Annotated in this window: 22 protein-coding genes and 1 tRNA gene; 20 read left to right on the forward strand and 3 right to left on the reverse strand. The window is 42.0% G+C overall.

The features are described from left to right. Positions 1–34: 34 nt before the first annotated feature. Together dxr and rseP are read left to right on the forward strand one after the other, a co-directional pair. Entirely contained in the window at positions 35–1,177 is a 1,143-nt protein-coding gene (dxr, locus tag DW152_RS01660) for a 1-deoxy-D-xylulose-5-phosphate reductoisomerase (RefSeq protein WP_021861078.1), read from the forward strand. Positions 1,178–1,194: 17 nt separating this feature from the next. Then, positions 1,195–2,229 (forward strand): RIP metalloprotease RseP, encoded by a 1,035-nt coding sequence (gene rseP / locus DW152_RS01665; RefSeq protein ID WP_117537398.1) that lies wholly within the window; start codon positions 1,195–1,197, stop codon positions 2,227–2,229. A gap of 133 nt (positions 2,230–2,362) precedes the next feature. Here the strand turns inward: rseP and DW152_RS01670 are convergent, their stop codons facing one another. Then, a complete protein-coding gene (locus DW152_RS01670) occupies positions 2,363–3,634 on the reverse strand; it encodes a peptidoglycan-binding protein (protein ID WP_118287830.1) in 1,272 nt (423 codons plus the stop codon). 296 nt (positions 3,635–3,930) lie between these two features. Between DW152_RS01670 and DW152_RS01675 the strand changes: the two genes are divergently transcribed. The 8 genes from DW152_RS01675 to DW152_RS01710 all read left to right on the forward strand — a co-directional run bounded on the left by DW152_RS01675 (position 3,931) and on the right by DW152_RS01710 (position 14,305). Next, the gene (locus DW152_RS01675; protein ID WP_021861075.1) at positions 3,931–5,001 is read left to right on the forward strand and encodes a carbamoyl phosphate synthase small subunit; all 1,071 of its coding nucleotides are present in this window, start codon (positions 3,931–3,933) and stop codon (positions 4,999–5,001) included. Continuing rightward, complete coding sequence (gene carB, locus DW152_RS01680; RefSeq protein WP_021861074.1) at positions 5,001–8,198, forward strand: carbamoyl-phosphate synthase large subunit; 3,198 nt, start codon at positions 5,001–5,003, stop codon at positions 8,196–8,198. The genes DW152_RS01675 and carB overlap by 1 nt, the downstream gene beginning before the upstream one ends. Before the next feature lie 234 nt (positions 8,199–8,432). After that, positions 8,433–9,068, forward strand: coding sequence for a cell wall hydrolase (locus DW152_RS01685; RefSeq protein ID WP_117537135.1), 636 nt, complete (start codon positions 8,433–8,435; stop codon positions 9,066–9,068). Between the two features lie 195 nt (positions 9,069–9,263). Beyond that, positions 9,264–9,938 carry a response regulator transcription factor gene (locus tag DW152_RS01690; RefSeq protein ID WP_021861072.1) on the forward strand — a complete coding sequence of 225 codons (675 nt, stop codon included), beginning with the start codon at positions 9,264–9,266 and terminating at the stop codon, positions 9,936–9,938. Beyond that, positions 9,935–10,930, forward strand: coding sequence for a sensor histidine kinase (locus DW152_RS01695; RefSeq protein ID WP_021861071.1), 996 nt, complete (start codon positions 9,935–9,937; stop codon positions 10,928–10,930). Before DW152_RS01690 ends, DW152_RS01695 begins: the two co-directional genes overlap by 4 nt. Before the next feature lie 148 nt (positions 10,931–11,078). Further along, complete coding sequence (locus DW152_RS01700) at positions 11,079–11,846, forward strand: ABC transporter ATP-binding protein (protein ID WP_118287924.1); 768 nt, start codon at positions 11,079–11,081, stop codon at positions 11,844–11,846. Continuing rightward, a complete protein-coding gene (locus DW152_RS01705) occupies positions 11,830–13,821 on the forward strand; it encodes an FtsX-like permease family protein (protein ID WP_243059746.1) in 1,992 nt (663 codons plus the stop codon). The genes DW152_RS01700 and DW152_RS01705 overlap by 17 nt, the downstream gene beginning before the upstream one ends. A 139-nt stretch (positions 13,822–13,960) precedes the next feature. Further along, on the forward strand, positions 13,961–14,305 hold the full coding sequence (locus tag DW152_RS01710) for a cupin domain-containing protein (RefSeq protein WP_021861068.1): 345 nt from the start codon (positions 13,961–13,963) through the stop codon (positions 14,303–14,305). 256 nt (positions 14,306–14,561) lie between these two features. Here DW152_RS01710 and DW152_RS01715 read toward each other — a convergent pair whose 3' ends face one another. Beyond that, positions 14,562–15,221, reverse strand: coding sequence for a TetR/AcrR family transcriptional regulator (locus DW152_RS01715; protein WP_021861067.1), 660 nt, complete (start codon positions 15,219–15,221; stop codon positions 14,562–14,564). 434 nt (positions 15,222–15,655) lie between these two features. Between DW152_RS01715 and DW152_RS01720 the strand changes: the two genes are divergently transcribed. From DW152_RS01720 to pdxR, 10 genes are all read left to right on the forward strand, one after another. Next, positions 15,656–16,363 carry a response regulator transcription factor gene (locus DW152_RS01720; RefSeq protein WP_021861066.1) on the forward strand — a complete coding sequence of 236 codons (708 nt, stop codon included), beginning with the start codon at positions 15,656–15,658 and terminating at the stop codon, positions 16,361–16,363. Next, positions 16,335–18,455 carry a sensor histidine kinase gene (locus tag DW152_RS01725; protein ID WP_118287832.1) on the forward strand — a complete coding sequence of 707 codons (2,121 nt, stop codon included), beginning with the start codon at positions 16,335–16,337 and terminating at the stop codon, positions 18,453–18,455. Before DW152_RS01720 ends, DW152_RS01725 begins: the two co-directional genes overlap by 29 nt. 355 nt (positions 18,456–18,810) lie before the next feature. Further along, positions 18,811–19,536 carry a serine O-acetyltransferase EpsC gene (gene epsC, locus DW152_RS01730; protein WP_021861064.1) on the forward strand — a complete coding sequence of 242 codons (726 nt, stop codon included), beginning with the start codon at positions 18,811–18,813 and terminating at the stop codon, positions 19,534–19,536. A gap of 22 nt (positions 19,537–19,558) precedes the next feature. Further along, complete coding sequence (gene cysS, locus DW152_RS01735) at positions 19,559–20,965, forward strand: cysteine--tRNA ligase (RefSeq protein ID WP_118287833.1); 1,407 nt, start codon at positions 19,559–19,561, stop codon at positions 20,963–20,965. Beyond that, positions 20,950–21,396, forward strand: a complete 447-nt coding sequence (locus DW152_RS01740; RefSeq protein ID WP_021861063.1) for a Mini-ribonuclease 3 — start codon at positions 20,950–20,952, stop codon at positions 21,394–21,396. Before cysS ends, DW152_RS01740 begins: the two co-directional genes overlap by 16 nt. 10 nt (positions 21,397–21,406) lie before the next feature. Next, positions 21,407–22,165: a 23S rRNA (guanosine(2251)-2'-O)-methyltransferase RlmB gene (gene rlmB, locus DW152_RS01745; protein WP_117537140.1), complete on the forward strand. Its 759-nt coding sequence runs from the start codon at positions 21,407–21,409 to the stop codon at positions 22,163–22,165. A 22-nt stretch (positions 22,166–22,187) separates the two neighbouring features. Continuing rightward, positions 22,188–22,802, forward strand: a complete 615-nt coding sequence (gene sigH, locus DW152_RS01750; protein ID WP_021861061.1) for an RNA polymerase sporulation sigma factor SigH — start codon at positions 22,188–22,190, stop codon at positions 22,800–22,802. Between the two features lie 52 nt (positions 22,803–22,854). Then, positions 22,855–22,927: transfer RNA gene (locus DW152_RS01755), tRNA-Thr, on the forward strand. Positions 22,928–23,049: 122 nt separating this feature from the next. After that, positions 23,050–24,717, forward strand: a complete 1,668-nt coding sequence (locus DW152_RS01760) for a glutamine--tRNA ligase/YqeY domain fusion protein (protein WP_021861060.1) — start codon at positions 23,050–23,052, stop codon at positions 24,715–24,717. A gap of 5 nt (positions 24,718–24,722) precedes the next feature. Beyond that, complete coding sequence (pdxR, locus tag DW152_RS01765; RefSeq protein WP_118287834.1) at positions 24,723–26,123, forward strand: MocR-like pyridoxine biosynthesis transcription factor PdxR; 1,401 nt, start codon at positions 24,723–24,725, stop codon at positions 26,121–26,123. Positions 26,124–26,293: 170 nt separating this feature from the next. Here the strand turns inward: pdxR and DW152_RS01770 are convergent, their stop codons facing one another. Beyond that, the gene (locus DW152_RS01770; RefSeq protein WP_199663790.1) at positions 26,294–26,644 is read right to left on the reverse strand and encodes a hypothetical protein; all 351 of its coding nucleotides are present in this window, start codon (positions 26,642–26,644) and stop codon (positions 26,294–26,296) included. Between the last annotated feature and the right edge of the window lie 66 nt (positions 26,645–26,710).

Below are 26,710 nucleotides of genomic sequence, written 5' to 3' on the forward strand. Positions count from 1 at the left end.
AAACAGTGGTTATAGGATTAAAGAGAGGGATTTTATGAAGAAAATAGCAATTCTTGGTTCCACCGGATCGATTGGAACACAGACACTCGAAGTAGTCAGAGAAAATAAAGATATTGAAGTGCTTGGGCTTGCAGCCGGTAAGAATATCGAACTGCTGGAACAACAGATCCGGGAGTTTCATCCGGTGTGTGTTGCTGTATGGAGCGAAGGCAAAGCAGAAGAGTTAAAAGTAAAAATTGCAGATACAGATACAAGAGTTGTAACAGGAATGGAGGGGCTTATTGAGATCGCAACGCTTGAAAAGGCAGAGATTCTTGTGACGGCAATTGTAGGAATGATCGGACTGCGTCCGACGATCGCAGCGATACAGGCAGGAAAAGACATTGCGCTTGCCAACAAAGAGACGATGGTAACAGCCGGACATCTGATCATGCCGATGGCAAAGGAATATAATGTCCGTATTTTACCGGTAGACAGTGAACACAGTGCTATTTTCCAGTCTCTTCAGGGAAATAAAGGCAATCCGATCCACAAGATACTTCTGACGGCATCCGGCGGTCCATTCCGCGGAAAAAAAGAAGAAGATCTTCTGAATATCCGTGTGGAAGATGCATTGAAACATCCAAATTGGTCGATGGGACAGAAAATTACCATTGATTCTTCTACAATGGTAAACAAAGGACTGGAAGTGATTGAGGCGAAATGGCTGTTTGATGTAAATGTGGATCAGATCCAGGTTGTTGTACAGCCACAGAGTGTCATCCATTCCATGGTTGAATATGAAGACGGAGCCGTAATGGCGCAGCTTGGGACACCGGATATGAAACTGCCGATTCAGTATGCGCTTTATTATCCAGAGCGTAGATATCTGCCGGGTGACAGACTGGATTTCTGGGAAATGGGAAAACTGGATTTTGAAAAGCCGGATATGGAGACGTTTTATGGTCTAAAACTCGCATATAAGGCAGGAAGAGAAGGCGGAAGTCTTCCGACCGTGCTCAATGCGGCAAATGAGCTGGCGGTAAGCAAGTTCCTGAAACGTGAAGTCAAATATCTGGAAATTATGGAAATCATCGAAGACTGTATGAATGCACATAAGAATATAGCGAATCCGTCACTGGAACAGATTCTCCAGACCGAAGCAGAGACGTATGAACGAATCGAAAGCAGGAGGTAATAATTAGATTGAGTAATATAGTAGGTATTATATTTGCAATACTGGTCTTCAGTTTTATTGTAATTTTTCATGAACTGGGACATTTCACACTGGCAAAAAAAAATGGAATTGATGTGGAAGAGTTTGCAATCGGAATGGGACCGAATCTTGTTTCAAAAGAGTATAAGGGAACAAGATATTGTCTGAAACTTTTTCCAATTGGCGGCTTGTGCATGATGGGAGAAGATGACGAAGCGTCAGATGCACCGGGAAACTTTAATAATAAATCTGTGTGGGCGAGAATTTCTGTTATTGCAGCAGGACCGGTTTTTAATTTTATTCTTGCATTTATCGCATCAATAGTATTGATTATGATGGTAGGATATGACGCTCCGGTAGCGGCTTCTGTGGAACAGGGGTATCCAGCTGCTGCGGCAGGCATTCGGGCAGGAGATAAGATTGTAAAAATCGGAGATAAAAAGATTCACATTTTTCGTGAAGTTACTTCTTACAATCAGTTTCATCAGGGAGAGGCTGCCAAAGTTACCTATGAGCGAAATGGGAAAACCTATACTGTAAAGCTGACTCCGAAGATGGATAAGAAGCTGGGATATTATCGTTATGGAATCACTGGGGCCGGTAATACAAAAGCTTCTTTTGCAGAGAGTCTCCAGTATGGTGTTTATGAAGTGAAATATTGGATCTGTTCGACGGTAGACAGCCTGAAAATGTTAGTTATGAGAAAGATAGGAATGGATCAGTTATCCGGACCGGTCGGAATTGTAAATGTTGTAGCAGATGCATACCAACAGACGAAGAGCTATGGAGCGATTGTTGTAATTGAACAGTTTCTCTATATCGGAATTTTATTATCGGCAAACCTGGGAGTTATGAATTTGCTGCCACTTCCGGCACTGGACGGAGGAAGACTGGTGTTTCTCTTTGTAGAAGCAATCCGGAGAAAGAGGATTCCACCGGAGAAAGAAGGCTATGTGCATGGACTGGGATTCGTGCTTTTGATGCTTTTGATGGTGTTTGTATTGTTTAATGATGTAAAGAGAATATTCTTCTAGGATTATACGGTATTAGCAGAACGTCACAGACGGAAGGTAGTGCTTATTATCCCGGATGATAAAAGAAAGCTGTCCGGAACAATATCATGAAGTGAAAATGATATTGCTCCCGGACAGCTTTTTGAAAATATAATTATGTTAATTCAGCAATTCTGGAGACTCCGACATAGATTTCAGAAATTTTATACCATGTTTTATAATCTACAACTCCGGTTTGGGGTAAATTAAAAATGGACTGGAATTTCCGAACTGAGTTTTCCGTAGCTGTGCCGTAAATTCCATCGGCATCTACTTTCGGAAGCGCAGGATAGGCACCGGCAATCACATTGAGTTGTTCCTGCATCTGACGTACTTTGTCACCGGAAGAACCAACACTAAGATCGTACCCCGGCCATGATGCCGGAACACCGGAAATTGCTTCAGCAGTATTGATATACATGTCATCTCCATAATAATAGCGGAGAATTTCGATTGGTGTGTAACCCTGATCTCCAAGTGATTTAGATCCCCACTGTGTCATCCAATTCGGGCACTGTACCTGACGCCCATCACAGTATTGCGTGAGGATCGGCTGTTTGACATTTGGTCTGGAGAGGTAGTCGGCAAACAGCTCATCGACTACGACAGAGATGGAATCGAAAATATTCCGGTTCGGAATCCATTTGTGATCGAAAGCCGTAGAGGAAGTAATCGTAAAGTCATAGCCCTGATTGCGGTACCACTCTGTGTAGACACGGTTCAGGGTAAAAGACATGATGGCAAGCACATTTGCACGGATCGTGGCGGCAGGCCAGGTCGCATAGATTTCACTGGAAGCAACATTTTTGATGTAATCTTTATATTTTACATAGTAGTTTTTAGCGGTGGAATCTCTCGGACTTCCATCATGGACAACGATATATTCAGGAACAACAACCCGGCTTAAAACAATTTCCCCGGATTCCTGAACAGGTTTTATTTCTTCTTCCGGAATTTTTGCCGGATACTCTCCATATAGAGTATGAGCAGGAATAACATAGACGGAATCATTGTTTTCAGCGCCAAGGGGTGCAAGCGCAAGATTTTGCAGAGAGAGCGTCGCTGCAAGAACTTCTGCACCGGCAACACTGATTGGTGCATATCCTTCGGCTTCTATGCGGAGTGTGTATTCAGAGTAAGGCTGTTCGTCAAAGGCGGGATCAAGACTGTATTCCAGGGGCGGTGCATCTAATGTAAGAGATTCTGTTTGACCGGAAGAATCAGTCATCAGTTCTTCCAGAGTACTGTCTGGTATACCGGTGTAAGAGATGGATACTTTAGCATTTGCAACCGGGGCGGCAGTGAGAGAGGAAGTAAGGCTGACTTTCAGACTGCCTTTTGCAGAATTGTCCGGCAAAGACGTATTTATACGGTCGTTTTCTGGCATGGGATCATACCTCAAAATACTTTGTCATGTATAATGTATGCAGATAAGAAAAAGAATATGAATATTTTTACGGGAATGAGGTTGAAATTAAAAAAAATATGTAGTATAATTTTTACAATTTGTGGAGACGAAGGCGTCTGAACAAGTGTCATAACAGAGCAGTTGTGCATACGCAGACTGCTTTTTTTATGGAGGCGACAAGCCGGGGAATGCGTTTGCTTAAAACTCTGGCGGAAAAAGATACCTTGGAAACCCACGGATACAATAGGATAATCAGGAAGGGAATAGGTGGATATATGAAAGCATTTCTTATATTAGAAGACGGAACCGTCTTTACCGGAACCAGCATAGGCTCTAAAAAAGATATGATCAGCGAGATTGTGTTTAATACTTCAATGACAGGATATTTGGAAGTATTAACTGACCCTTCTTATGCGGGACAGGCAGTCGTTATGACATACCCATTGATCGGCAACTATGGAATTACACCGGATATGGAATCGAAGAAAGCCTGGCCAAAAGGTTATATCGTCAGAGAACTTTCCAGAGTACCGAGCAATTTCAGATGTGAAGGAACAATTCAGGATTTTCTTGAAAAGCAGGACATTCCGGGAATTGCAGGAATTGACACGCGTGCGCTGACGAAGATTCTTCGTGAGAAAGGTACGATGAACGGTATGATCACAACGAATGAGAATTACGATCTGGATGAGATCCTTCCGAAGTTAAAAGAATATGTAGTCGGAGACGTTGTATCAGAAGTAACCTGTGATAAATCTTATATCTTGGAAGGTGATGGACCAAAAGTTGCATTGATGGATTTTGGTGCCAAGAATAACATTGCCCGTTCTTTAAATAAGCGTGGATGTGAAGTGACCATTTATCCGGCACATACATCTGCACAAGAAATCATTGATTCTAAACCGGATGGTATCATGCTCTCAAATGGACCTGGAGATCCGGAAACCTGTGTTTCTATTATTAAAGAAGTGAAGAAGTTATATGACAGTGATATCCCGATCTTTGCAATCTGTCTGGGACATCAGCTTATGGCACTCGCAAATGGTGGAAAGACATATAAGTTAAAATATGGACACAGAGGTGGGAATCACCCGGTAAAAGATTTAAGTAATAACCGTGTGTACATTTCTTCTCAGAACCATGGATATGCAGTAGATGCTTCTACATTGGATTCATCAATCGCAACAGAAGCATTTGTAAATGTCAATGACGGAACCAATGAAGGTCTGTCTTATGTCGGAAAGAATATCTTTACCGTACAGTTTCATCCGGAAGCTTGCCCGGGACCACAGGACTCAGGATATTTATTTGACAGATTCATGGATATGATGAAGGAGGTACAGTAATGCCAAGAATTAAAGATATCAAAAAAGTATTAGTAATCGGTTCCGGTCCGATTGTAATCGGACAGGCGGCAGAGTTCGATTATGCCGGTACCCAGGCATGCCGTTCACTGAAAGAAGAAGGGCTTGAAGTTGTTCTTCTGAACTCTAACCCGGCAACGATTATGACAGATAAAGATATTGCTGACCGTGTATATATTGAACCACTTACCGTTGAAGTTGTAGAACAGCTCATTTTAAAGGAAAAACCGGACAGTGTACTTCCTACGCTTGGTGGACAGGCAGCACTGAACCTTGCCATGGAGATGGAAGAGAATGGTTTCTTAAGAGAGCATAACGTACGCCTGATCGGTACTACTTCCCAGACGATCAAGAAAGCAGAGGACCGTCTGGAATTTAAAGAGACGATGGAGAAGATCGGCGAGCCATGTGCAGCTTCTCTCGTTGTTGAGAATGTGGAAGATGGTATTGCATTTGCGGAGAAGATCGGATACCCGGTTGTACTTCGTCCGGCTTACACACTTGGTGGAAGCGGCGGTGGTATCGCCCACGACCGAACACAGTTAGTTGAGATTCTGGAAAATGGTCTCAGACTTTCCCGTGTCGGACAGGTACTGGTAGAGCGTTGTATTGCTGGATGGAAAGAGATTGAGTATGAAGTGATGCGTGACGGCAATGGAAACTGCATTACTGTATGTAATATGGAAAATATTGATCCGGTTGGTGTGCATACCGGTGACAGTATTGTAGTTGCACCTTCCCAGACACTGGGTGATAAGGAGTACCAGATGTTGCGAACTTCCGCGCTGAACATTATCAGCGAGCTGAATATTACCGGAGGATGTAACGTACAGTATGCGTTGAATCCTGACACATTTGAGTACTGTGTTATCGAGGTAAATCCGCGTGTAAGCCGTTCTTCTGCACTGGCTTCCAAAGCAACCGGATATCCAATTGCGAAAGTTGCTGCAAAGATCGCACTTGGATATACACTGGATGAGATTAAGAATGCAGTTACGAAGAAGACCTATGCAAGTTTCGAGCCAATGCTTGACTATTGCGTTGTAAAGATCCCGAGACTTCCATTTGATAAATTTATCAGTGCAAAACGTACACTGACAACACAGATGAAAGCAACCGGAGAAGTTATGAGTATCTGTGATAACTTTGAAGGTGCACTTATGAAAGCAATCCGTTCTCTGGAGCAGCATGTAGACAGCCTGATGTCTTACGATTTTTCATATCTGAAAGGTGAGGAGCTGTTAGAAGAGTTAAAAGTTGTAGATGACAGAAGAATCTGGAAGATTGCAGAAGCGATCCGCCAGGGAATCAGCTATGATGAGATTCATGCAATCACAAAGATTGACAAATGGTTTATTGACAAGATTGCAATTCTTGTTGAGATGGAACAGAAGCTGCAGAATGAAACATTGAATGCAGAGACATTAAAAGAAGCAAAACGTATGGAATTTCCAGATTCTGTTATTGCAAAATTAACAGGCAATACAGAGCGCCAGATTCACGATATGCGCCATGAATATGGAATTACGGCAGCATATAAGATGGTTGATACGTGTGCGGCTGAGTTCGCGGCAGAAACGCCGTACTATTATTCTGTATTTGGCAGCGAGAACGAAGTTGAAGAGACGAATGACAAGAAGAAAGTACTTGTTCTTGGATCAGGTCCGATCCGTATCGGACAGGGAATTGAGTTCGATTTCTGTTCTGTGCATTGTACATGGGCATTTGCAAAAGAAGACTATGAGACAATCATTGTAAATAATAACCCGGAGACAGTAAGTACAGACTTTGACATTGCAGATAAATTGTATTTTGAACCGCTGACACCGGAAGATGTAGAGAGTATTGTTGATCTTGAAAAACCGGACGGAGCAGTTGTACAGTTTGGTGGACAGACAGCGATCAAGCTGACAGAGTCGCTTATGAAAATGGGTGTTCCAATCCTTGGAACTTCTGCCGAGAATGTAGATGCAGCGGAAGACCGTGAGCTGTTTGATGAGATTCTGGAAGAGTGTAAGATTCCAAGACCAACAGGTGGTACTGTATTTACAGCAGAAGAAGCAAAAGAAGTTGCAAACAGACTGGGGTATCCGGTACTTGTGAGACCTTCTTATGTACTTGGCGGACAGGGAATGCAGATTGCGATCAACGACCATGATATTGATGAATTTATCGGCATCATCAACCGGATTGCACAGGATCATCCAATTCTTGTAGATAAATATCTGCAGGGTAAAGAGATTGAGGTCGATGCAGTATGCGATGGCGAAGATATCCTGATCCCAGGAATCATGGAACATATTGAGCGTGCAGGAATCCATTCCGGAGACAGTATTTCCGTATATCCGGCACAGAGCATTTCCGAGAAGACGAAGCAGACGATCGCAGAATATACAAGAAGACTTGCAAAATCACTGCACGTTATCGGACTGATCAATATCCAGTTTATTGTATGTGGTGAAGAAGTGTACGTCATTGAGGTAAACCCTCGTTCCAGCCGTACGGTTCCATATATCAGTAAAGTAACCGGTATCCCAATCGTTCCGCTTGCAACAAAAGTCATCATCGGAGCAAAGATCAAAGATCTCGGATACACACCAGGATTACAGCCGGAAGCAGATTATTTTGCTGTTAAGATGCCGGTATTCTCCTTCGAGAAAATACGTGGTGCAGATATCAGCTTAGGACCTGAGATGAAATCTACCGGAGAGTGTCTGGGAATTGCGAAGACATTTGACGAAGCATTGTATAAGGCATTTATCGGAGCCGGAATCCGTCTGCCGAAGCATAAGAATATGATCATGACTGTTCGTGATGAAGATAAGGAAGAAGCAATCGATATCGGACGCAGATTCGAGAAACTTGGATATAAGATCTTTGCAACGAGAGGAACTGCGGATATCCTGAAAGAAGCAGGAGTGAAAGCAAATGCAGTAAATAAGATCGAGCAGGAATCTCCGAACCTGATGGATCTTATCTTGGGACATAAGATCGACCTTGTTATCGATACACCGCATCAGGGAGCAGAACATTCTAGAGATGGTTTTGTGATCCGTAGAAATGCGATTGAGACAGGTGTGAATGTATTGACAGCGATTGATACAGCAAAAGCGCTTGTATCCAGTCTGGAGAATACAGATATTAAGAAACTGACATTGATCGATATTGCCACAATTTAAAGATGTCAAGATAAAACCTGCTACAGGATTCTGTAGCAGGTTTTTTACATATTAGGAATGTTGTCCTATTTGATTTTTCTATTCTTCGAGTAATATTTGACAGAACAGCCAGATTATGATATGATACCAGACGTTGTGCGTAACATTTTTGTAATATTTGTAATAAAATTGAAATGAATGAGTATGATTTATGTAAAGAAAATGGTTTGGCACATATAGGAGGGTATTATATTTATGAATTGTCATAGCATCCGGAGGAAGTTGCCAGTGGCAGGTTCTGCAGGTAAGGGAAGTAAAAAGATTGTATTATTCTTAGCGGCTTTGATATGTACCGTGTGTATGACTGGATTTACAGCGAAAGCGGCATCGGTGGAGGGAAACGTCAGACATTCCAGATCGATTGCAGTTCAGACGAGGGAGACAATACGAGTACAAAAGATCAGATTAAAGCAGGCAGTATTGGAAAAAGAGCAGGAAATCAGACGACAGAAAATCCGTGCAAAAAGAGAAGCAAGAAAAAAACAGGAACAAAAGAAACTGAAAAAACAGCAGGAGCTGTTAGCAGCGCTTATATTCTGTGAAGCGGGAAATCAGCCGTATAAAGGACAGGTTGCTGTGGGAGCGGTTGTTTTAAACCGGATAAAAAGCAAAACTTATCCGGATTCTATGAAGGAAGTTATCTATCAGCGCGGACAGTTCGGACCGGCAGGCAGCGGATGGCTGAATCGTGTTTTGCAGAATAAAAGTTATACCAAAACCGCCTGGAAAGCAGCAGCGGATGCATTAAAAGGAAAAGATCCGATAAATGGATGTCTGTATTTTAATCAGGGAGGCTCCGGAAAGAAGATCGGTGATCATTATTTCCACTAAGAGATAGAGCAAAAAAGTCTTATTTCTGGAATTGACAACTTCCGGACAAGGTATTAGGATGTAAGAGCAGAGGCGGGACGTTTCTGCTCATTTTGTTATGGCGACGAGGAAAATGCACCATGCTTGCATGGCTGCATTTGACGACCGCTAATCAGAGCGGGATGGCTACCATAGTCTCGGCAGGTGGGGAAAAAGATGTATAAGATTTTAATTGTAGAAGACGACCAGACGATTGCACAGACAGTGGCAATGCATTTGGAAAAATGGAATTACAAAACAAAAACGACAGAAGATTTGAAAAATGTATTGCAGGAATTTCTGGCTTTTGAACCGGAACTTGTGATCCTGGATATTATGCTTCCGTTTTTTAATGGCTTTTACTGGTGCCAGAAGATTCGTGAAGTGTCGAAAGTACCGATTGTTTTTCTTTCTTCAGCAAATGACAATATGAACATTGTCATGGCGATGAATATGGGTGCGGACGAGTTTATTGAAAAGCCATTTGATCTGACAGTTCTGACTGCAAAAGTACAGGCACTGCTTAGAAGAACCTATTCTTTTGGCGGAACGACAAATGCTATAGAATATAAAGGTGCTCTTTTGAATCTGAATGATGCAGTGCTGACTTATCAGGAGCAGAGAGTCGAGCTGACAAAAAATGAATTTAGAATTTTACAGATATTACTTGAAAATGCGGGAAAGATTGTTTCAAGAGATACGATCATGGAACGACTCTGGGAAAATGATTCGTTTGTGGACGATAATACACTTACAGTTAATGTGACAAGACTTCGTAAAAAACTGGAAAGTATCGGAATGACAGATGTGATCCGTACGAAAAAAGGAATTGGATATTTGGTGGAACTATGAAAATCTTAAGAGCATATATAAAAGAACATCGGACGCAGATCTGTATGTATCTGGGTGCGTATGGAATCTTTTTCGTTATATTTGATCTGTATCATATCGATCTGGCATGTGTGGAATATGCATTTCTACTGTCAGGTGTGTGGAGCCTGCTTTATGCGGTTCTTGGATTTGTAAGATACAGAAGAACGCACAGAGAACTGCAGAATGTTATAAAAGGTGAGAAAGAGCAGATTCTGGAATTTGCAGAAGGAACCACACTTCTGGAACAGGATTATCAGAAACTGGTACAGAAATTATATACGCAGATCAATGAGACTGAGTCGGAACAGGCAATAGAGCGGCAGGACATGCTGGATTATTACAGTATGTGGGCGCATCAGATCAAGACTCCGATCGCAGCGATGAATCTCCTGCTTCAGACAGAAAAAGAGGAGCATCCGGTTCTGGTAAGAGAACTGGAGATGGAATTATTTAAAATCCAGCAGTATGTAGAAATGGTCTTAACTTATCTGCGTATGGAAGATATGTCAGCGGATCTGTCCTTTGCAGTCTGTGATCTTGATACGGTTATCCGCCAAGTAGTGCGCAAGTATTCCAAGATGTTTATTTTAAAGAAAATCACACTGGTATATGAGCCGATTCAGGAAACAGTATTAACCGATGAAAAATGGCTGTCGTTTGTTCTGGAGCAGCTGCTTTCCAATGCTTTGAAATATACAGAAAACGGAAGTGTGCATATTTATAAAAAAGGTCAGATACTTGTTGTGGAAGATACTGGGATCGGTATTCGTGAAGAAGATCTGCCACGGATTTTTGAACGCGGATTTACCGGCTATAATGGCAGAAATGATAAGAAATCGACAGGCATCGGACTTTATTTATGCAAATCGGTAATGGATAAGCTTCAGCATGGATTGTGGCTGGAATCGGAAGCGGGGAAAGGAACAAGAGCCTGCATGGATTTGTCCAGAGAAAAATTACCGGTTGAATAGATACAAAAGAGAATCTGGAAGTAAAATGAGATATCTTACAAAAATGTAAGAAACAGGAAGGAAAATGTAACCTGAATCGATGGCTGTACATTTTCCTTTTTTCTATAATCATAGATGTAAAACAGATGATATGGAAAGGGTGAAACAAATGGCATTATTAGAAGTAAGAAATGTAAAAAAAGTATATACGACCAGATTTGGAGGCAACCAGGTAGAGGCGCTGCGAAACGTTAATTTTTCAGTTGAACCGGGAGAATATGTAGCAGTTATGGGAGAGTCCGGTTCCGGAAAATCAACACTTTTAAATATTCTGGCAGCACTTGACAGACCTACAAAAGGAAAGGTGTATTTGAAAGGACGCAACCTTTCCGGGATAAAAGAGAAAGAAATGGCAGCTTTCCGAAGACAGAATCTCGGATTTGTATTTCAGGATTTTCATCTTCTGGATACATTTTCGTTAAGAGACAACATATTTCTTCCACTTGTATTGTCTGGAATGAAATATGGGAAAATGGAAGAGCGGCTGCAGCCGGTTGCAAAGCAGCTTGAGATCACGCAGCTTCTGGACAAATATCCATATGAGGTATCAGGAGGACAGAAACAGCGTGCGGCAGTTGCCAGAGCGCTGGTTACCAAACCACAGCTCCTTCTCGCGGACGAACCGACAGGAGCGCTGGACTCTCGGGCTTCCAAAGCACTGCTTGATCTCTTTACCGGTATCAATGAGGACGGACAGACGATCGTCATGGTTACACATAGTGTGCGTGCGGCAAGCACAGCGAAAAGAGTGCTTTTCATCAAGGACGGAGAGGTGTTTCATCAGTTATATCGTGGAAATCTGAGCGAAGATGAGATGTATCAGAAGATTTCAGACACCTTAAGCGTTCTTGCAACGGGAGGTGAGCACATTGGCTAGAAACATTTATGCAAAACTTGCCGTCACAAACCTGAAAAATAACCGGAAGACTTACATGCCATATATATTGACCTCTATGTTGATGGTTATGATGTTCTATATGTTTGATGCACTGACAAAAAGCAAAGACCTGCGAATGGAAACGCTGCGGCTCTGCCTGCAGTACGCAACAGGCGTGATGGTTATTTTTTCTATGATTTTTCTCTTTTATACAAACAGTTTTCTGATGAAACAGCGAAAAAATGAAATTGGTGTTTACAATGTTCTCGGAATGGGAAAACGGCATATTGCGAAAATGATGGCAGTAGAGACGGTGATCATTGCAGGAGTCAGCATGATCGGAGGATTGATCCTTGGAATTATATTCGGAAAAATGATGTATCTGATCCTGCTTAAAATCCTGCACAGCGGAGTGGAAATGAAGTTTGCGGTCAGCATGGCGGCAATAAAAGACTGTCTCGTTTTATTTCTGATCATTTTCATGCTTACGTTTATTTACAACCTTCTGCAGGTGCAGCTTGCGAATCCGATGGAACTTCTGCGTGGAAGCAGTCAGGGAGAGAAAGAGCCGAAGACGAGATGGCTGCTCGCCCTTGTCGGAGTCCTGGCACTGGGAAGCGGATACTATATCGCCCTGACTACAAAAGAGCCGTTAAAAGCTTTATTAACTTTTTTTCTGGCGGTGGTTCTTGTCATCATCGGTACTTATGCGCTGTTTACAGCAGGTAGTATTGCGCTTTTGAAGATTTTAAAGAAAAACAAAAAATATTATTACAGACAGGGACATTTTACAACCATATCAGGGATGATCTACCGGATGAAACAGAATGCAGTCGGGCTTGCAAATATCTGTATTTTAAGTACGATGGTGCTTGTAATGATATCTACAACAACATCACTGTATGCAGGAATGGAGGACGTTTTACATACACGTTTCCCGAAAGCAGTGGCAGTAACAAATTATCAGACTAGCAGAGAATCCAGAAATCAATTGCAGGAAGCCCTTGAAAAAGAATGTGATCGTCTGCATTTACAGAGACAATCACAGATTTCTTACCGATGCGGTCAGCTTATGGCATCACAGAAAGACGAACAGTTTGAAATAAATGCGGATGCATATAATTCATCAAAAATCTGCTATCTGACTTTGCTTCCGCTGGAAGATTATAATCACATGGAAGGAAAAACAGAAACATTAAATGAAAACGAAATTCTGTTGTACTGTCCGGATGGAAAATATAATTATTATGATCTGAAAATTGCAAAAGAGAATTTTCATGTGAAAAAACAGATCAGGAAATTGAAAGCAGAGGTGGAGAAAACACAGTCGGTATATGGTAATTATTATATTGTTTTCAAAAACACAGATGCGATTTTAAAAATTTTGCAGATGCAGAATTATTCTGGGCAGAATGTACCGGAAGCTTTTAAGAAAAATCAGCAGATGCTCCGCTATTATACAGCATTTGACCTGAATGGAAAGAATGCAGAAAATGCAAAGATACTGGGAAAATTACAAAAAGGGCTAAACAAAGTTCCTTATACAGAAATGGAAAGCAGAGAGACGAGCAGGGAGAGTTTCTATGGTCTCTATGGCGGATTGTTCTTCATTGGAATTTATTTGGGAATCCTGTTCCTGATCGCAACGGTGCTGATCATTTATTATAAACAGATATCCGAAGGCTTTGAAGACAGAAAACGATTTCAGATTATGCAGAATGTCGGAATGAGTAAGCGCGAAGTGCGTCATTCCATCAGAAGCCAGATCTTAAGTGTATTTTTCCTGCCGCTTTTTATGGCAATTCTGCATGTAATTGTGGCATTTCCGATCATGGTAAAACTTCTGCGTGTACTGAATTTAAGTAACAGAGCTCTGTTTGCGGGATGTACGGTTACAACAATTGGTGTGTTTGCAGTATTTTATGCAATCGTATACAGCCTTACTGCAAAAGAATATTACAGGATCGTAAATTAAATTGTGAAAAGGAGCAGTATTTTGATAAAAAGTGGATTGACGGATCGGCTCTGCGGTTGTATCTTGTTTTTATAGAGTTTTGAGAAAACTGTTTTCATAGCAGGTACAGAGGCAATCGTAAGAAGGAGGCAGAACGAAAATGACAAGAGAAGGCGAAAGAGAGATCGTAAAAGTTGAAAAACCAAGTGGTGGAGAAGGATATATTTTGAAGGAGGCACTGCTTGGTGCAGAGGAACTTGGTGCGCACTGTAAGATGTTCAGTAAAGTGACACTGCCGCCACATTCTGAGCTCGGGCACCATGAACATCATGGAGAGACGGAAACGTATTATATTTTGTCAGGTGAAGGAATTTACGAAGATAATGGCACGAAGATTCCGGCAAAACCGGGAGATGTATTCTTCTGTAAGGACGGAGACGGACACGGGATCCGCAACGACGGGGAAGAAGATGTTGTATTTGCAGCATTAATTCTGAAAAAATAAGGGAGTTATTTCCCGGACGCTATAACAGCGATAAAATGCGCTCTGCGAATTTTATCGCTGATTAGCTGTCGTCAAATGCTGCCATGCAAGCAGGGCGCATTTTCCTTGTCGCCATAACAAATAAAAAAGTCAGCTTCCGGTTTGGGAAAGCTGACTTTTTTGTGTTGCCATAGCATCCAGAGGAAGCTGCCGATGGCAAGTTCTGCAGGTATACGATGAGCCAGGTACAGATTTATGCTTACACAATGAACTGCATTTATACGCCTGTAACATAGGAGATGACATGCAGACATTCGTCTTTTAACTTCGTATTGTCAAGATCCATATTCGCTCGTTTCTGCTCCAGCTTGTATTTGCAGTAGCTGACAATAATCTCATTTACCATATCCATATTATCTGCAGTCACCTTATCTGTTTCATTCAGGACAGTTTTGAGCAGGTTGCTGCTTCGTTCCTCAATATTCTTGCCGTAATACATGTTGTGGATATCGTCCGTATATTCGTTACGTTCTTCCGGATAGAGTTCATAATAATGGTTCATATAAGGCGTCAGGTCGTCGCTTCGCTTTCCGTAGAAGAAATTAAAGAACAGATTTGGCCACTTGAAAACCGTTGTCAGGAAATAATCCCAGATCTTAATGAAAGTCTCACCGGATGTAGTAGCTGTCTTGCTCAAAAGACTGAGAGAGTGACTGTATTTCTGAAAAAATTTCATGGAAGCGAGGAGCAGAAGTTCATCCAGGTCTTTAAAATAAAGATAAATGGTTGAGTTGTGGAATCCGGCTTTTTCTGCAATCTTTCGAATCGAAATATGTTCAATCCCTAATTCAGCGATCATCTCTGTCGCAGCATTGATGAAAGTGATGGTATTCTGTTTCTTCTGTAATTCCTTACTGTTATTCGCATTTAAAGACATCTGAAAATGCCTCCTTTCTGTGGTACATATAGAAAGTACTTAATCTACTATATCGGTAGTTTATTTGTATGTCAAGGTGAAAATACATAGAAACAATTTATAGAAAATCATAATAAATATAGACTTTTTATAGGAAAGGTGTTGGTGGCAATCGCGCTTATCACTGTTATTCTTGTAAGAAATAACAGAAAAATATTGTGTATGCAAGAAAAGATGCTCCGGGTATTTTCTTTAGAAAATCTTTAGAAAGCTATCCGGCGGCTCTTAAGAAAAGATCTTTATACTTTGAATCAGAAAATGTGATATGATACAAAAGTTAAAAGAAAATGTATCTACATATTTTTTTGAATACCACATAGTGCGGAAGTGTCCGCAGGTATCGGGGGCGGGGTTATCCCGACATGATATTTAAGAGAGAAGCAGGGAGAAAGAAAATGGAAATGAATCACGTACTTGTAGTTGAAGATGATAAGGAGATCCGTCAGGGAATTGAGATCTATCTGAAAAGCCAGGGATACGAAGTGTACCAGGCAGAAGATGGAATCGAAGGTCTGGAGGTGATAGAAAAAGAAGAAATCCATCTCGCGATCGTAGATATTATGATGCCGCGCATGGATGGAATTACAATGACGGTAAAATTAAGAGAAAAATATGACTTCCCGGTTATCTTCTTATCCGCAAAATCAGAAGAAGTAGACAAGATCATGGGACTAAATATGGGAGCGGATGATTATGTGACAAAACCATTTACACCGATGGAACTGTTGGCTAGAGTTAATTCCCAGCTTCGCAGATACCGGAATTTTATGGGCAGATTAAAGGAAAAAGAAGAAAAGGAACATATTTATACAATCGGTGGACTGGAACTGAATGAGGACCGCAAAGCAGTGAGCGTAGACGGGGAAGACGTGAAAGTGACACCGACAGAGTATAAGATTCTTCTGCTGTTAATGAAACATCCAGGCAGAGTATTTTCCGCTGATGAAATCTATGAATGGGTATGGGAAGAAGAGGCGGTGAATACAGACACTATTATGGTGCATGTGAGAAATATTCGGGAGAAAATAGAAATTAACCCGAAAGAACCAAAATATTTGAAGGTGGTGTGGGGAGTTGGATACAAAATTGAAAAACAGGCATAAACTGGCGTGCATACTAATCTTTTTTACGATACTGATACCGGCTGCGATGGTTGTCGGAAGATATCAGCTCTATCAGAGAGAGGCCGCGGCAAACGTAGAAAAGGAAAAAAGAAGCCACGAGTCATCTGAAGATTTTATGATGCCATTCGTTCAGAATGGATATATTATGTATACAAATGAAAACGGAACGGAAAAAGAACGCACGAAGTTACGGGATATGCTGGATCAGGATGCATACTGGGAATGGCTTACAAATTACAAAATGCTCTATCCATATATTGATTACGAAATGGAAAATGAAAAAGGTGAGGTCATAGCAAGAAGTTCTGTCAGTACAGGTGAACAGGCGATGGAAGATGATATGACGAAATATGCATTTTCATTTACTATCCAGTATGATAAAAATGGAAAACCAATGGCGCAGATTTTATCCGGAAGTAACAAAAGCAAACAGCTTCTTGCGCTCAGGCGGGCATTGAACGATGTAAGTACACAGCCGGATGAGGCGTTTCTTTATGAAGATGATGAAGCAGATACGCAGACAGACGGAAAAACAAATACGATATTAAAGAATCCGGAGAATTGCACATTCCGTTATGGAATTACAGAGAAAAATCTGAAAGCTTATTTAAAAGACAGCACGGAAATGGATTTCAGTGAACAGGATGAAGTACCGGATTCAGCAGACAGGATGATCTATGCACTGCTTGCTGCAGTTGCGCTTCTTGCATGTGTTTATCCGTCAGTGAAGAGCTTTCAGACCGGAGAAGAACGGATTTTCCAGGTTCCTGTGGAAGTAGCTGTGCCTGCATTCATTGTGTTGCTTACGTGTGCGCCGTCGCTTGTCCGGGCACGTGTTACAGACGGTTTGCAGTCAGAAGGCACGGAAACGCTTTTGTGGGCGGCAGTATTTGCTGTGGATTACTGGATTGTGACGAATCTCAGACATATCTGGACCTGTGGAGTCAGAGGATATATAAAAGAATATTCACTGTGCTGCAGGAAACGGCAGACGATAAAGAATATTTCCGGAAAAATCTGCGGCACCGTGAAAAGTGCTGGCAGAAAAACCCTCTATATGCTGGAAAAGATTGATTTTAGAGACAGAGGACAGCGTTATATGTTAAAGGTTGTTCTTATTAATTCCATATTATTAGTGCCTTGTTTTATAGTCGGACAAGGAGATATGTTGTGGTTTCTTCTGTGTGATGCAGTCCTTTTATTTGTTGTATTAAATATCTGGTATCGCAGAATGAGACGCAGATACATGCAGCTTTTGAATGCAGCAGAAGCAATCGCAGACGGCAATCTAGATGCAGAAATAGGTACGGATTTAAGGATGTTCCAGCCGATCGGTGACGCGCTAGGAACGATTCAGAGCGGATTTAAAAAGGCAGTGGATGAAGAAGTGAAGAGCCAGCGGATGAAGACAGAGCTGATCACCAATGTTTCGCATGATCTGAAGACACCGCTCACGGCGATCATTACTTATGTGGATCTTTTGAAAAATGAAAAAGATGAAGAAAAACAGAAAGAGTACATTGAGATTCTGGAACGAAAATCACTGCGACTGAAAGTACTGATCGAAGATTTGTTTGAAGTGAGCAAAGCGAACAGCCAGGCTGTCAAACTGAACCTGCTGGATCTGGATATGGTAAATCTGTTTAAGCAGGTAAAATTGGAACTGGATGAACAGATCCGGAAATCCGGTGTGGAGTTCCGTTGCGATTTTCCGGAAGAAAGGCTGATCGTACATCTGGACAGCCAGAAAACATACCGGATCTTTGAAAACCTGCTTGTTAATATTACAAAATATGCGATGCCGCATACGAGAGCCTATATTTCCATTCGTGAAGAAGATGGAGAAGCGGTTGTGTATATGAAGAATGTTTCCAGAGAAGAACTGCATGTAAAACCAGAAGAACTGACCGAACGGTTTGTGCGGGGAGATGAATCCCGAAAAACCGAAGGTTCCGGACTGGGACTTGCCATTGTAAGCAGTTTTACAGAATTGCAGAAAGGACATCTGGATATTGAAACAGAAGCAGATCTTTTCAAAATAACATTGAGATTTCCACTTGTCTCCCATTGACAAATGCCGATAATTCGCATATAGTATATTCTATATGAAAAGACGATGAACGAAAAGAGTAGCGATACTTGCAACTGTCAGAGAGAAACCGTCACCGGCTGAAAGCGGTTTTCAGAAAAGAGCATCGTGAAGTGCATTCGGGAGTTGATCCGGCGAGCGTAGTCTGATGCGTTCAGATAAGATGGGTAGCCGGGTACGGAATTACACACGTTACGTGTACTTAAGCAGAAGAAGATTTTCCTTAAGCGGGGGACATTTCAGCAGGAAGGTCTGATTCTGGAAGAAGAGTGGAACCGCGATATATACGCCTCTTGCGAAAGCAAGAGGCGTTTTTTATAATGAAGGAGCGATAGATATGGGAGTTATTTCTTACGTAAAAGAGGAGATTCAGGTTGTTCGTGAACGGGATCCTGCGATCAAATCCAATATGGAAGTTTTTTTATATTCCAGTTTCAAGGCAATTTTACATTACAGAATTGCACATAAATTATATTTAAAGAAACATTATTTTCTGGCAAGATGGGTGTCACAGCGTGCCGTGCGCAAAACCGGTATTGAGATCCATCCGGGAGCTACGATCGGCAAAGGACTTTTTATCGACCACGGAAGCGGTGTGATCATCGGAGAGACAGCAGAGCTTGGTGATAATATTACACTGTATCAGGGTGTCACCCTGGGTGGAACAGGTAAGGAACAGGGAAAGCGGCATCCGACACTTAAAGATAATGTCATGGTAAGTGCCGGCGCAAAAGTACTTGGTTCCTTCACCATCGGAGAAAATTCCAAGATTGGCGCCGGAGCGGTTGTATTAAAAGAAGTACCGCCGAACTGTACAGTTGTCGGTGTGCCGGGAAGAATTGTGAAGATGGATGACCAGAAGATTCCGCGTATGGATCTAGATCAGGTACATTTACCAGATCCGATCAGCGCAGATATCCAGAACCTGCAGGAAGAAAATCTCCGCATGAGAGAAGAGATCCGTGCAATGGAGAAGAATATGAAATGCCTGCGTAAAGATAAGAAGGAACTGATCAAAGAAATAGAAAAAATGGAATTCATAGAAAGTTCCAGAGAAGAATAAGAAAAGAGAGGAAGAGACAAAGATGAAACTGTATAACACACTGTCAAAACAAAAAGAAGAATTTACCCCGCTGGAAGAAGGCAAAGTTAAGATGTATGTCTGCGGACCAACGGTTTATAATTTTATCCATATCGGAAATGCAAGACCGATGATTGTATTTGATACGGTCAGACGTTATTTTGAGTACAAAGGATACGATGTTAATTATGTATCCAACTTCACAGATGTAGATGATAAAATCATTAAGAAAGCTAATGAAGAAGGCGTTTCGTCCGATGAGATTTCCAAACGCTATATTGCAGAGTGTAAGAAAGATATGGATGGAATGAACATCGAGCCGGCAACAAAGAATCCGCTTGCAACAGAAGAGATCAGCGGAATGATCGAGATGATCCAGACACTGATCGACAAAGGCTATGCTTATGAGAAAAACGGAACGGTATATTACAGCACAAGAAAATTCAAAGACTATGGAAAGCTTTCCCATAAAAATCTGGATGATTTAAGATCCGGTGAGAGATCACTCCTTGTAAGCGGCGAAGATGAAAAAGAAGATCCGTTGGATTTCGTTCTCTGGAAACCGAAAAAAGAAGGAGAACCTTTCTGGAAAGCACCGTGGAGCGAGGGACGTCCGGGATGGCACATTGAGTGCTCAGAGATGTCTAAAAAATATCTGGGTGAGCAGATCGATATTCACGCCGGTGGAGAAGATCTTGTATTTCCACATCATGAGAATGAAATCGCACAGAGTGAAGCTGCCAACGGAAAAGAATTCGCTAAATACTGGATGCACAATGCATTTTTAAATATCGATAATCGCAAGATGAGCAAGTCATTAGGAAACTTCCGCACTGTCCGTGAGATCAGTGAACAGTATGATCTGCAGGTGCTTCGCTTCTTTATGTTAAGCGCACATTACAGAAGTCCGCTGAACTTCAGCGCAGATCTTATGGAAGCATCCAAGAATGGTCTGGAGCGTATTGTCAATGCGGCAGATAATCTGAAATTCTTAAAGAAAAATGCTGCAGATGAAAAGATGACAGAGGAAGAGAACAAGTTATTTACACAGACAGATGCATTTGTTGCTGATTTTGAGAGGGCAATGGAAGATGATTTCAATACAGCAGATGCAATCGCAGCAGTATTTGACCTTGTTAAATTTGCAAACAGTAATACAGACAGTGAGAGCTCAGCAGAATACCTTGGCAAACTCTTTGAGCTTCTGGTAAAATTAACAGATGTACTTGGACTGCTCGTTGACAAGAAGGAAGACATCTTGGATGAAGATATTGAAAAACTGATCGAAGAGCGTCAGGCAGCAAGAAAAGCGAAAGATTTCGCAAGAGCAGACGCAATCCGTGACGAGTTATTAGAAAAAGGTATCGTTTTAAAAGATACAAGAGAAGGAGTACAATGGAAAAGAGCATAAACTGGGAGTTTGACTCCTGCATGCAGGAAACGTTCCGGTTAAAAGAGGTGGATATAAGAGAATATTCACCTCTTACTCTGGCGTATATCGGTGACAGTATTTACGATCTGATCATGAAGACGTTAGTTGTAAACCAGGGCAACAAACCGGTACAGAAACTGCACAAAGAAACCAGTACCTATGTGCAGGCAAAAGCACAGTCTAAAATGATGCGTGTTCTGCAGGAAGAACTGACAGAAGAAGAGCACAGCATTTACAAAAGGGGACGGAATTCCAAGAGTGTATCACCTGCGAAGAACCAGTCTGTGACCGATTACAGACGTGCGACCGGTTTTGAAGCAGTGATGGGATATCTGTATCTGAAAAAGGATTACGCAAGAATGATGGAACTGGTGAAAATGGGACTTAAGAGCCTTGAAGAGGAACAATAAGGAGTCGGACATGAGCGAAGATTATAATAAGAAAACAAACGAAAATAAAATCGAGGGAAGAAATGCGGTTCTGGAAGCATTTCGTTCCGGAAAACCGGTTGACAAATTATTTGTTCTGGACGGCTGCCAGGACGGACCGGTGCGCACGATCATAAGAGAAGCAAGGAAACACGACACGATCATTCAGTTTGTAGAAAAAGAGCGTCTGCATCAGCTTTCTGAGACGGGAAGACATCAGGGTGTGATTGCTTATACTGCATCGTATGAATACGCAGAAGTAGAGGATATGTTAGCGCTTGCAAAAGAGCGTGGAGAAGATCCTTTCCTTGTTCTTCTGGATGGAATTGAAGATCCGCACAATCTTGGCGCGATCATCCGTACGGCAAATCTTGCCGGTGCACACGGAGTGATCATCCCGAAGAGAAGAGCAGTCGGATTGACAGCAACCGTGGCAAAAACATCTGCCGGTGCACTGAACTATACACCGGTAGCAAAAGTTACAAATCTGGTAAAGACAATGGAAGAACTGAAAAAAGAAGGTCTTTGGTTTGTCTGTGCCGATATGGGCGGCGAGAAGATGTATGATCTTAATCTGAAAGGACCGATCGGACTGGTGATCGGAAACGAAGGCGAGGGAGTCAGCCGCCTCGTAAAAGAAACCTGCGATTATGTAGCAAGCATTCCGATGCACGGTGATATCGATTCACTGAACGCGTCTGTGGCAGCCGGTGTCCTTGCTTATGAGATCGTAAGACAGAGAATGTCATAAGAATCAAAAGGAATGGAAGCGCATGAAATATGAGAAGATGACAGATGAACTGCTGATTGAGAAGCTGCGCGGCGGTGAGAAAGAGATCATTGATTTTCTTATGGAAAAATACAAAAATCTTGTCCGCAAAGAAGCCAATGCAATGTATCTTCTCGGCGGTGAGACAGATGACCTGATTCAGGAAGGGATGATCGGTCTGTTTAAGGCTGTTCGTGACTATGCACCGGATCAGAATTCATCCTTTTACAGTTTCGCAAAATTATGTATTACAAGACAGTTGTATTCAGCAATAACGGCATCCAGAAGAAAAAAACACAGCCCGTTAAATTCTTACATTTCTCTGTATGAGACCGGTGCGGATGACCAGAATCCATTGATCGAAACAGTAGAAGCGGAAGGTCAGAACAATCCGGAAGAGCTGCTTATCAGCCAGGAATATGCGACTCTTATTGAGAGCCGTCTGGAAGAAGCACTCAGTGATCTGGAAAGCAGAGTATTGTATCTGCACCTTCGGGGAACAGACTATAAGACGATTGCAAAGCTTCTGGATAAGAGCCCGAAAACGATTGATAATGCACTGCAGCGCATCAAAAATAAGACCGAAAAAATCTTAAAGAGTGACGAAAAATCATATTGACAAATATAGCGTATGTGTTGTATAGTATTAACGTTGCATAGCACATATGCGTGCTGCCTTGGCTCAGTCGGTAGAGCGTCGCCTTGGTAAGGCGGAGGTCGGCGGTTCGATTCCGCTAGGCAGCTTGTACAAAAGATAAAGACCTCTGGAAGTCATGACTTTCAGAGGTTTTCTTTTGTTTTAAACCTTGTTCGTCCATATGTTTTATGGTAAGATAAGGGGCAGAATAATCACTAGGAGGAAGAACATGGGAGAAGAGACAGTTTCTAAGAATTTTATAGAACAAGAGATAGATAAAGATCTGAAAGAGGGCGTTTACCAGGAAGTATGTACCCGTTTTCCACCGGAACCGAACGGATACCTTCACATCGGACACGCTAAATCCATCATTTTAAATTCCGGTCTGGCAAAGGAGTATGGAGGAACATTCCACCTTCGTTTTGACGATACGAACCCGATGAAAGAGGACATGGAATTTGTAGAGTCCATCAAAGAAGATGTAAAGTGGTTAGGTGCTGACTGGGGAGACCATCTCTATTTCGCATCCGATTATTTTGATACAATGTATGAATGCGCGATCAAGCTGATTAAAAAAGGCAAAGCATATGTCTGCGACCTGAGTGCGGAAGAGATCCGTGAATACCGTGGAACGTTGACAGAACCGGGAAAGAATAGCCCGTACAGAGATCGCTCCGTAGAAGAGAACTTACAGTTATTTGAAGAGATGCGTGCAGGTAAGATTGAAGACGGAAAACGTGTTCTCCGTGCGAAGATCGATATGACATCACCGAATATCAACATGCGTGATCCGGTTATTTACCGTGTGGCACATATGACACACCACAATACAGGAGATAAGTGGTGCATTTATCCGATGTATGATTTTGCACACCCGATCGAAGATGCGATTGAGAAGATCACACACTCTATCTGCACACTGGAGTTTGAAGATCACAGGCCGTTATATGACTGGGTTGTAAAGGAATGTGAATTTGATCCGGCACCGAGACAGATCGAATTTTCCAAATTATACCTGACAAATGTTGTAACGGGAAAACGTTACATCAAGAAGCTTGTTATGGATGGAATCGTAGATGGATGGGATGACCCGAGACTTGTTTCTATTGCAGCTCTGCGCAGACGTGGATTTACCCCGGAATCTATCCGTAAGTTCGTAGAATTATGTGGCGTTTCCAAATCCCAGAGCTCTGTAGATTATGCAATGCTTGAGTACTGCATCCGTGAAGATCTGAAGATGAAGAAACCACGTATGATGGCAGTGTTAGATCCGATCAAATTAGTAATCGACAACTATCCGGAAGGAGAAGTAGAATATCTGGATGTTGAGAATAATCTGGAGAATCCGGAGCTTGGCATGCGTAAAGTTCCATTCGGAAGAGAATTATATATTGAGCGTAACGATTTTATGATCGAGCCTCCGAAGAAATATTTCCGTTTGTTCCCTGGTAATGAAGTACGCCTGATGCATGCATATTTTGTGACTTGTACAAGTTATGAGACAGATGAGGATGGCAATGTAACAGTTGTACATGCAACTTATGATCCGGAGACGAAGTGTGGAACCGGATTTACAGGACGAAAAGTGAAAGGAACGATCCACTGGGTATATGCACCTCTTGCGAAACAGGCAGAGATCCGTCTCTATGAGAATCTGATCGATGAAGAGAAGGGTGTATATAACAAAGAAGATGGTTCTCTTAATTTAAATCCGAACTCACTGGAGATCCGCAAGGGATGTTATGTAGAGGACAGCTTCGCTGAGGCAGGTCCGTCTGACAGTTTTCAGTTTGTAAGAAATGGTTACTTCTGCGTAGATTCCAAAGATTCTACACCGGAGCAGCTCGTATTTAACCGGATTGTTTCACTGAAGAGTTCGTTTAAACTTCCAAAATAAAGGATATGAATGAATTAACGATTGATCTAAAAACACACAGTAAGGTTCCGCTTTATGAGCAGATCTACGAACATATTAAAACAGAGATCCGCAGAGGGAAGCTCTCCTATGGGGAGAAGCTTCCTTCTACGAGAGCGCTGTCCAGACATCTGGAAGTCAGCCGCAGCACGATTGAACTAGCCTATGAACAGTTATTGTCCGAAGGTTATCTGGAATCAGAACCGTGCCGCGGTTATTTTGTAGCACAGATTGAAGAATTGTATCAGTTGTCGGCAGAAAAGCCTGCAGTTGTGGAAGAAAAACAAGAAAAACAAGAAAAATATCGGTTTGATTTTACACCAAATGGTGTAGATCTTAAGAGTTTTCCTTATAATGTCTGGAGAAAGCTTTCCAAAGATATATTGATTGATGATCGGACAGAATTATTCCGAAGCGGGGATTCGCAGGGAGAATATGGATTCCGCAATGCAATCTGTAATTACCTGTATCAGGCGCGGGGAGTGCATTGTACGCCGGAGCAAATTCTGATCGGAGCCGGAAGTGATTATATTCTGATGTTGTTAAGTATCATTTTGGGAAAGAATCACCGGATTGCTTTTGAAGATCCGACTTATAAACAGGCATACCACGTACTTTCCGGTCTGGGATACGAGACAGTGCCTGCTCCGGTAGATAAAAATGGTCTGCGTGTGGATGCTTTGAAAATGGAAAATGCTGATATTGCTTATGTAACGCCGTCTCATCAGTATCCGACAGGGATTGTCATGCCGTTGAAACGCCGTCTAGAATTATTGCGATGGGCAAATGAAAAGGAAGGACGTTTCATTATTGAAGATGATTATGACAGTGAGTTCCGGTATAAAGGGAAACCGATTCCGGCATTACAGGGATATGATTCCGATGAGAAAGTTATTTATCTGGGAACATTTTCAAAGTCGATCGCACCGGCGATCCGACTGAGCTATATGGTTCTGCCGGTACCGCTTCTAAAAAAATACAGGGAAAATTACCGGTTCATTAATTCTACCGTATCGAAGGTGGATCAACTGATCGTGCAGAAATTCATTGAAGAAGGATATTATGAGCGCCATCTGAACAAGACGCGAGCGTTATATAAGAACCGGCATGACGTGCTGATTGAGGCATTAAAGCCACTGCTTGGCAGATGCAGGATCTCCGGGGAACATGCAGGTGTGCATCTGCTACTTAATTTCAAGGATGGTACATCAGAAGAATTTTTGATCCGGAAGGCAAAGGAAGCCGGCGTCCGTGTGTATGGAATGTCCCAGTACCGTATCGAAACTACAGAAGAGCCGGCGACAATTCTTCTTGGATATGCGAATATGTCTGAAGAAGATATCAAAGAAGCAGTAAACCTTCTGAACCAGTGCTGGACAGAGTTATAAAAAGCTTCAGCGGCTGTCGGTTACTGCCATGGCAGAAATGAACAAGATGTGAGCATATAGAGCACAGGCATAAAATAAAGGGCGTTATACAAATTTAGAATTTGTGTAATGCCCTTTTGCTCATTTAACAAAATCTGTGTTTATTATTAAATGAATGCTGATTTGAAAATTTATTCCTGTTCTTCCTTATCCGGATCAGTATTTTCTGTTTCAGTTCCTTCGCTGGAAGTGTCAGCGTTTTCTGTTATATCAGCTTCAGTACTGTTATCAGAGGAGTTATCCTCATCAGAGTCAGCATCTTCTTCGCTGTCAGTCTTTGGTGTAAGTGGTACATAACCTCTGTCAGAGACCGGCTTCAGATCATTGTCCAGATCAAAGCCTTCATTTTCAAAGATATCGTCGAGATCATCGTCAAAATCGTCCTCGTCGTCAGCTTTTGTCTTCTTAAAGTAATAGAAAATACCTGCGGCAGCACTGCCGATCGCAGCGAGTCCGAATAAACGTTTCCATAATTTATTCATAAGTAAATACTCCTTTCGTCGTGTTGTTCTAATAGATGTATTGTAATACTTTTCAGAAGAAAAAGA

Origin of the sequence: Dorea sp. AM13-35, from assembly GCF_003473885.1 — a bacterium.
GTDB lineage: Bacteria > Bacillota > Clostridia > Lachnospirales > Lachnospiraceae > Dorea_D > Dorea_D hominis.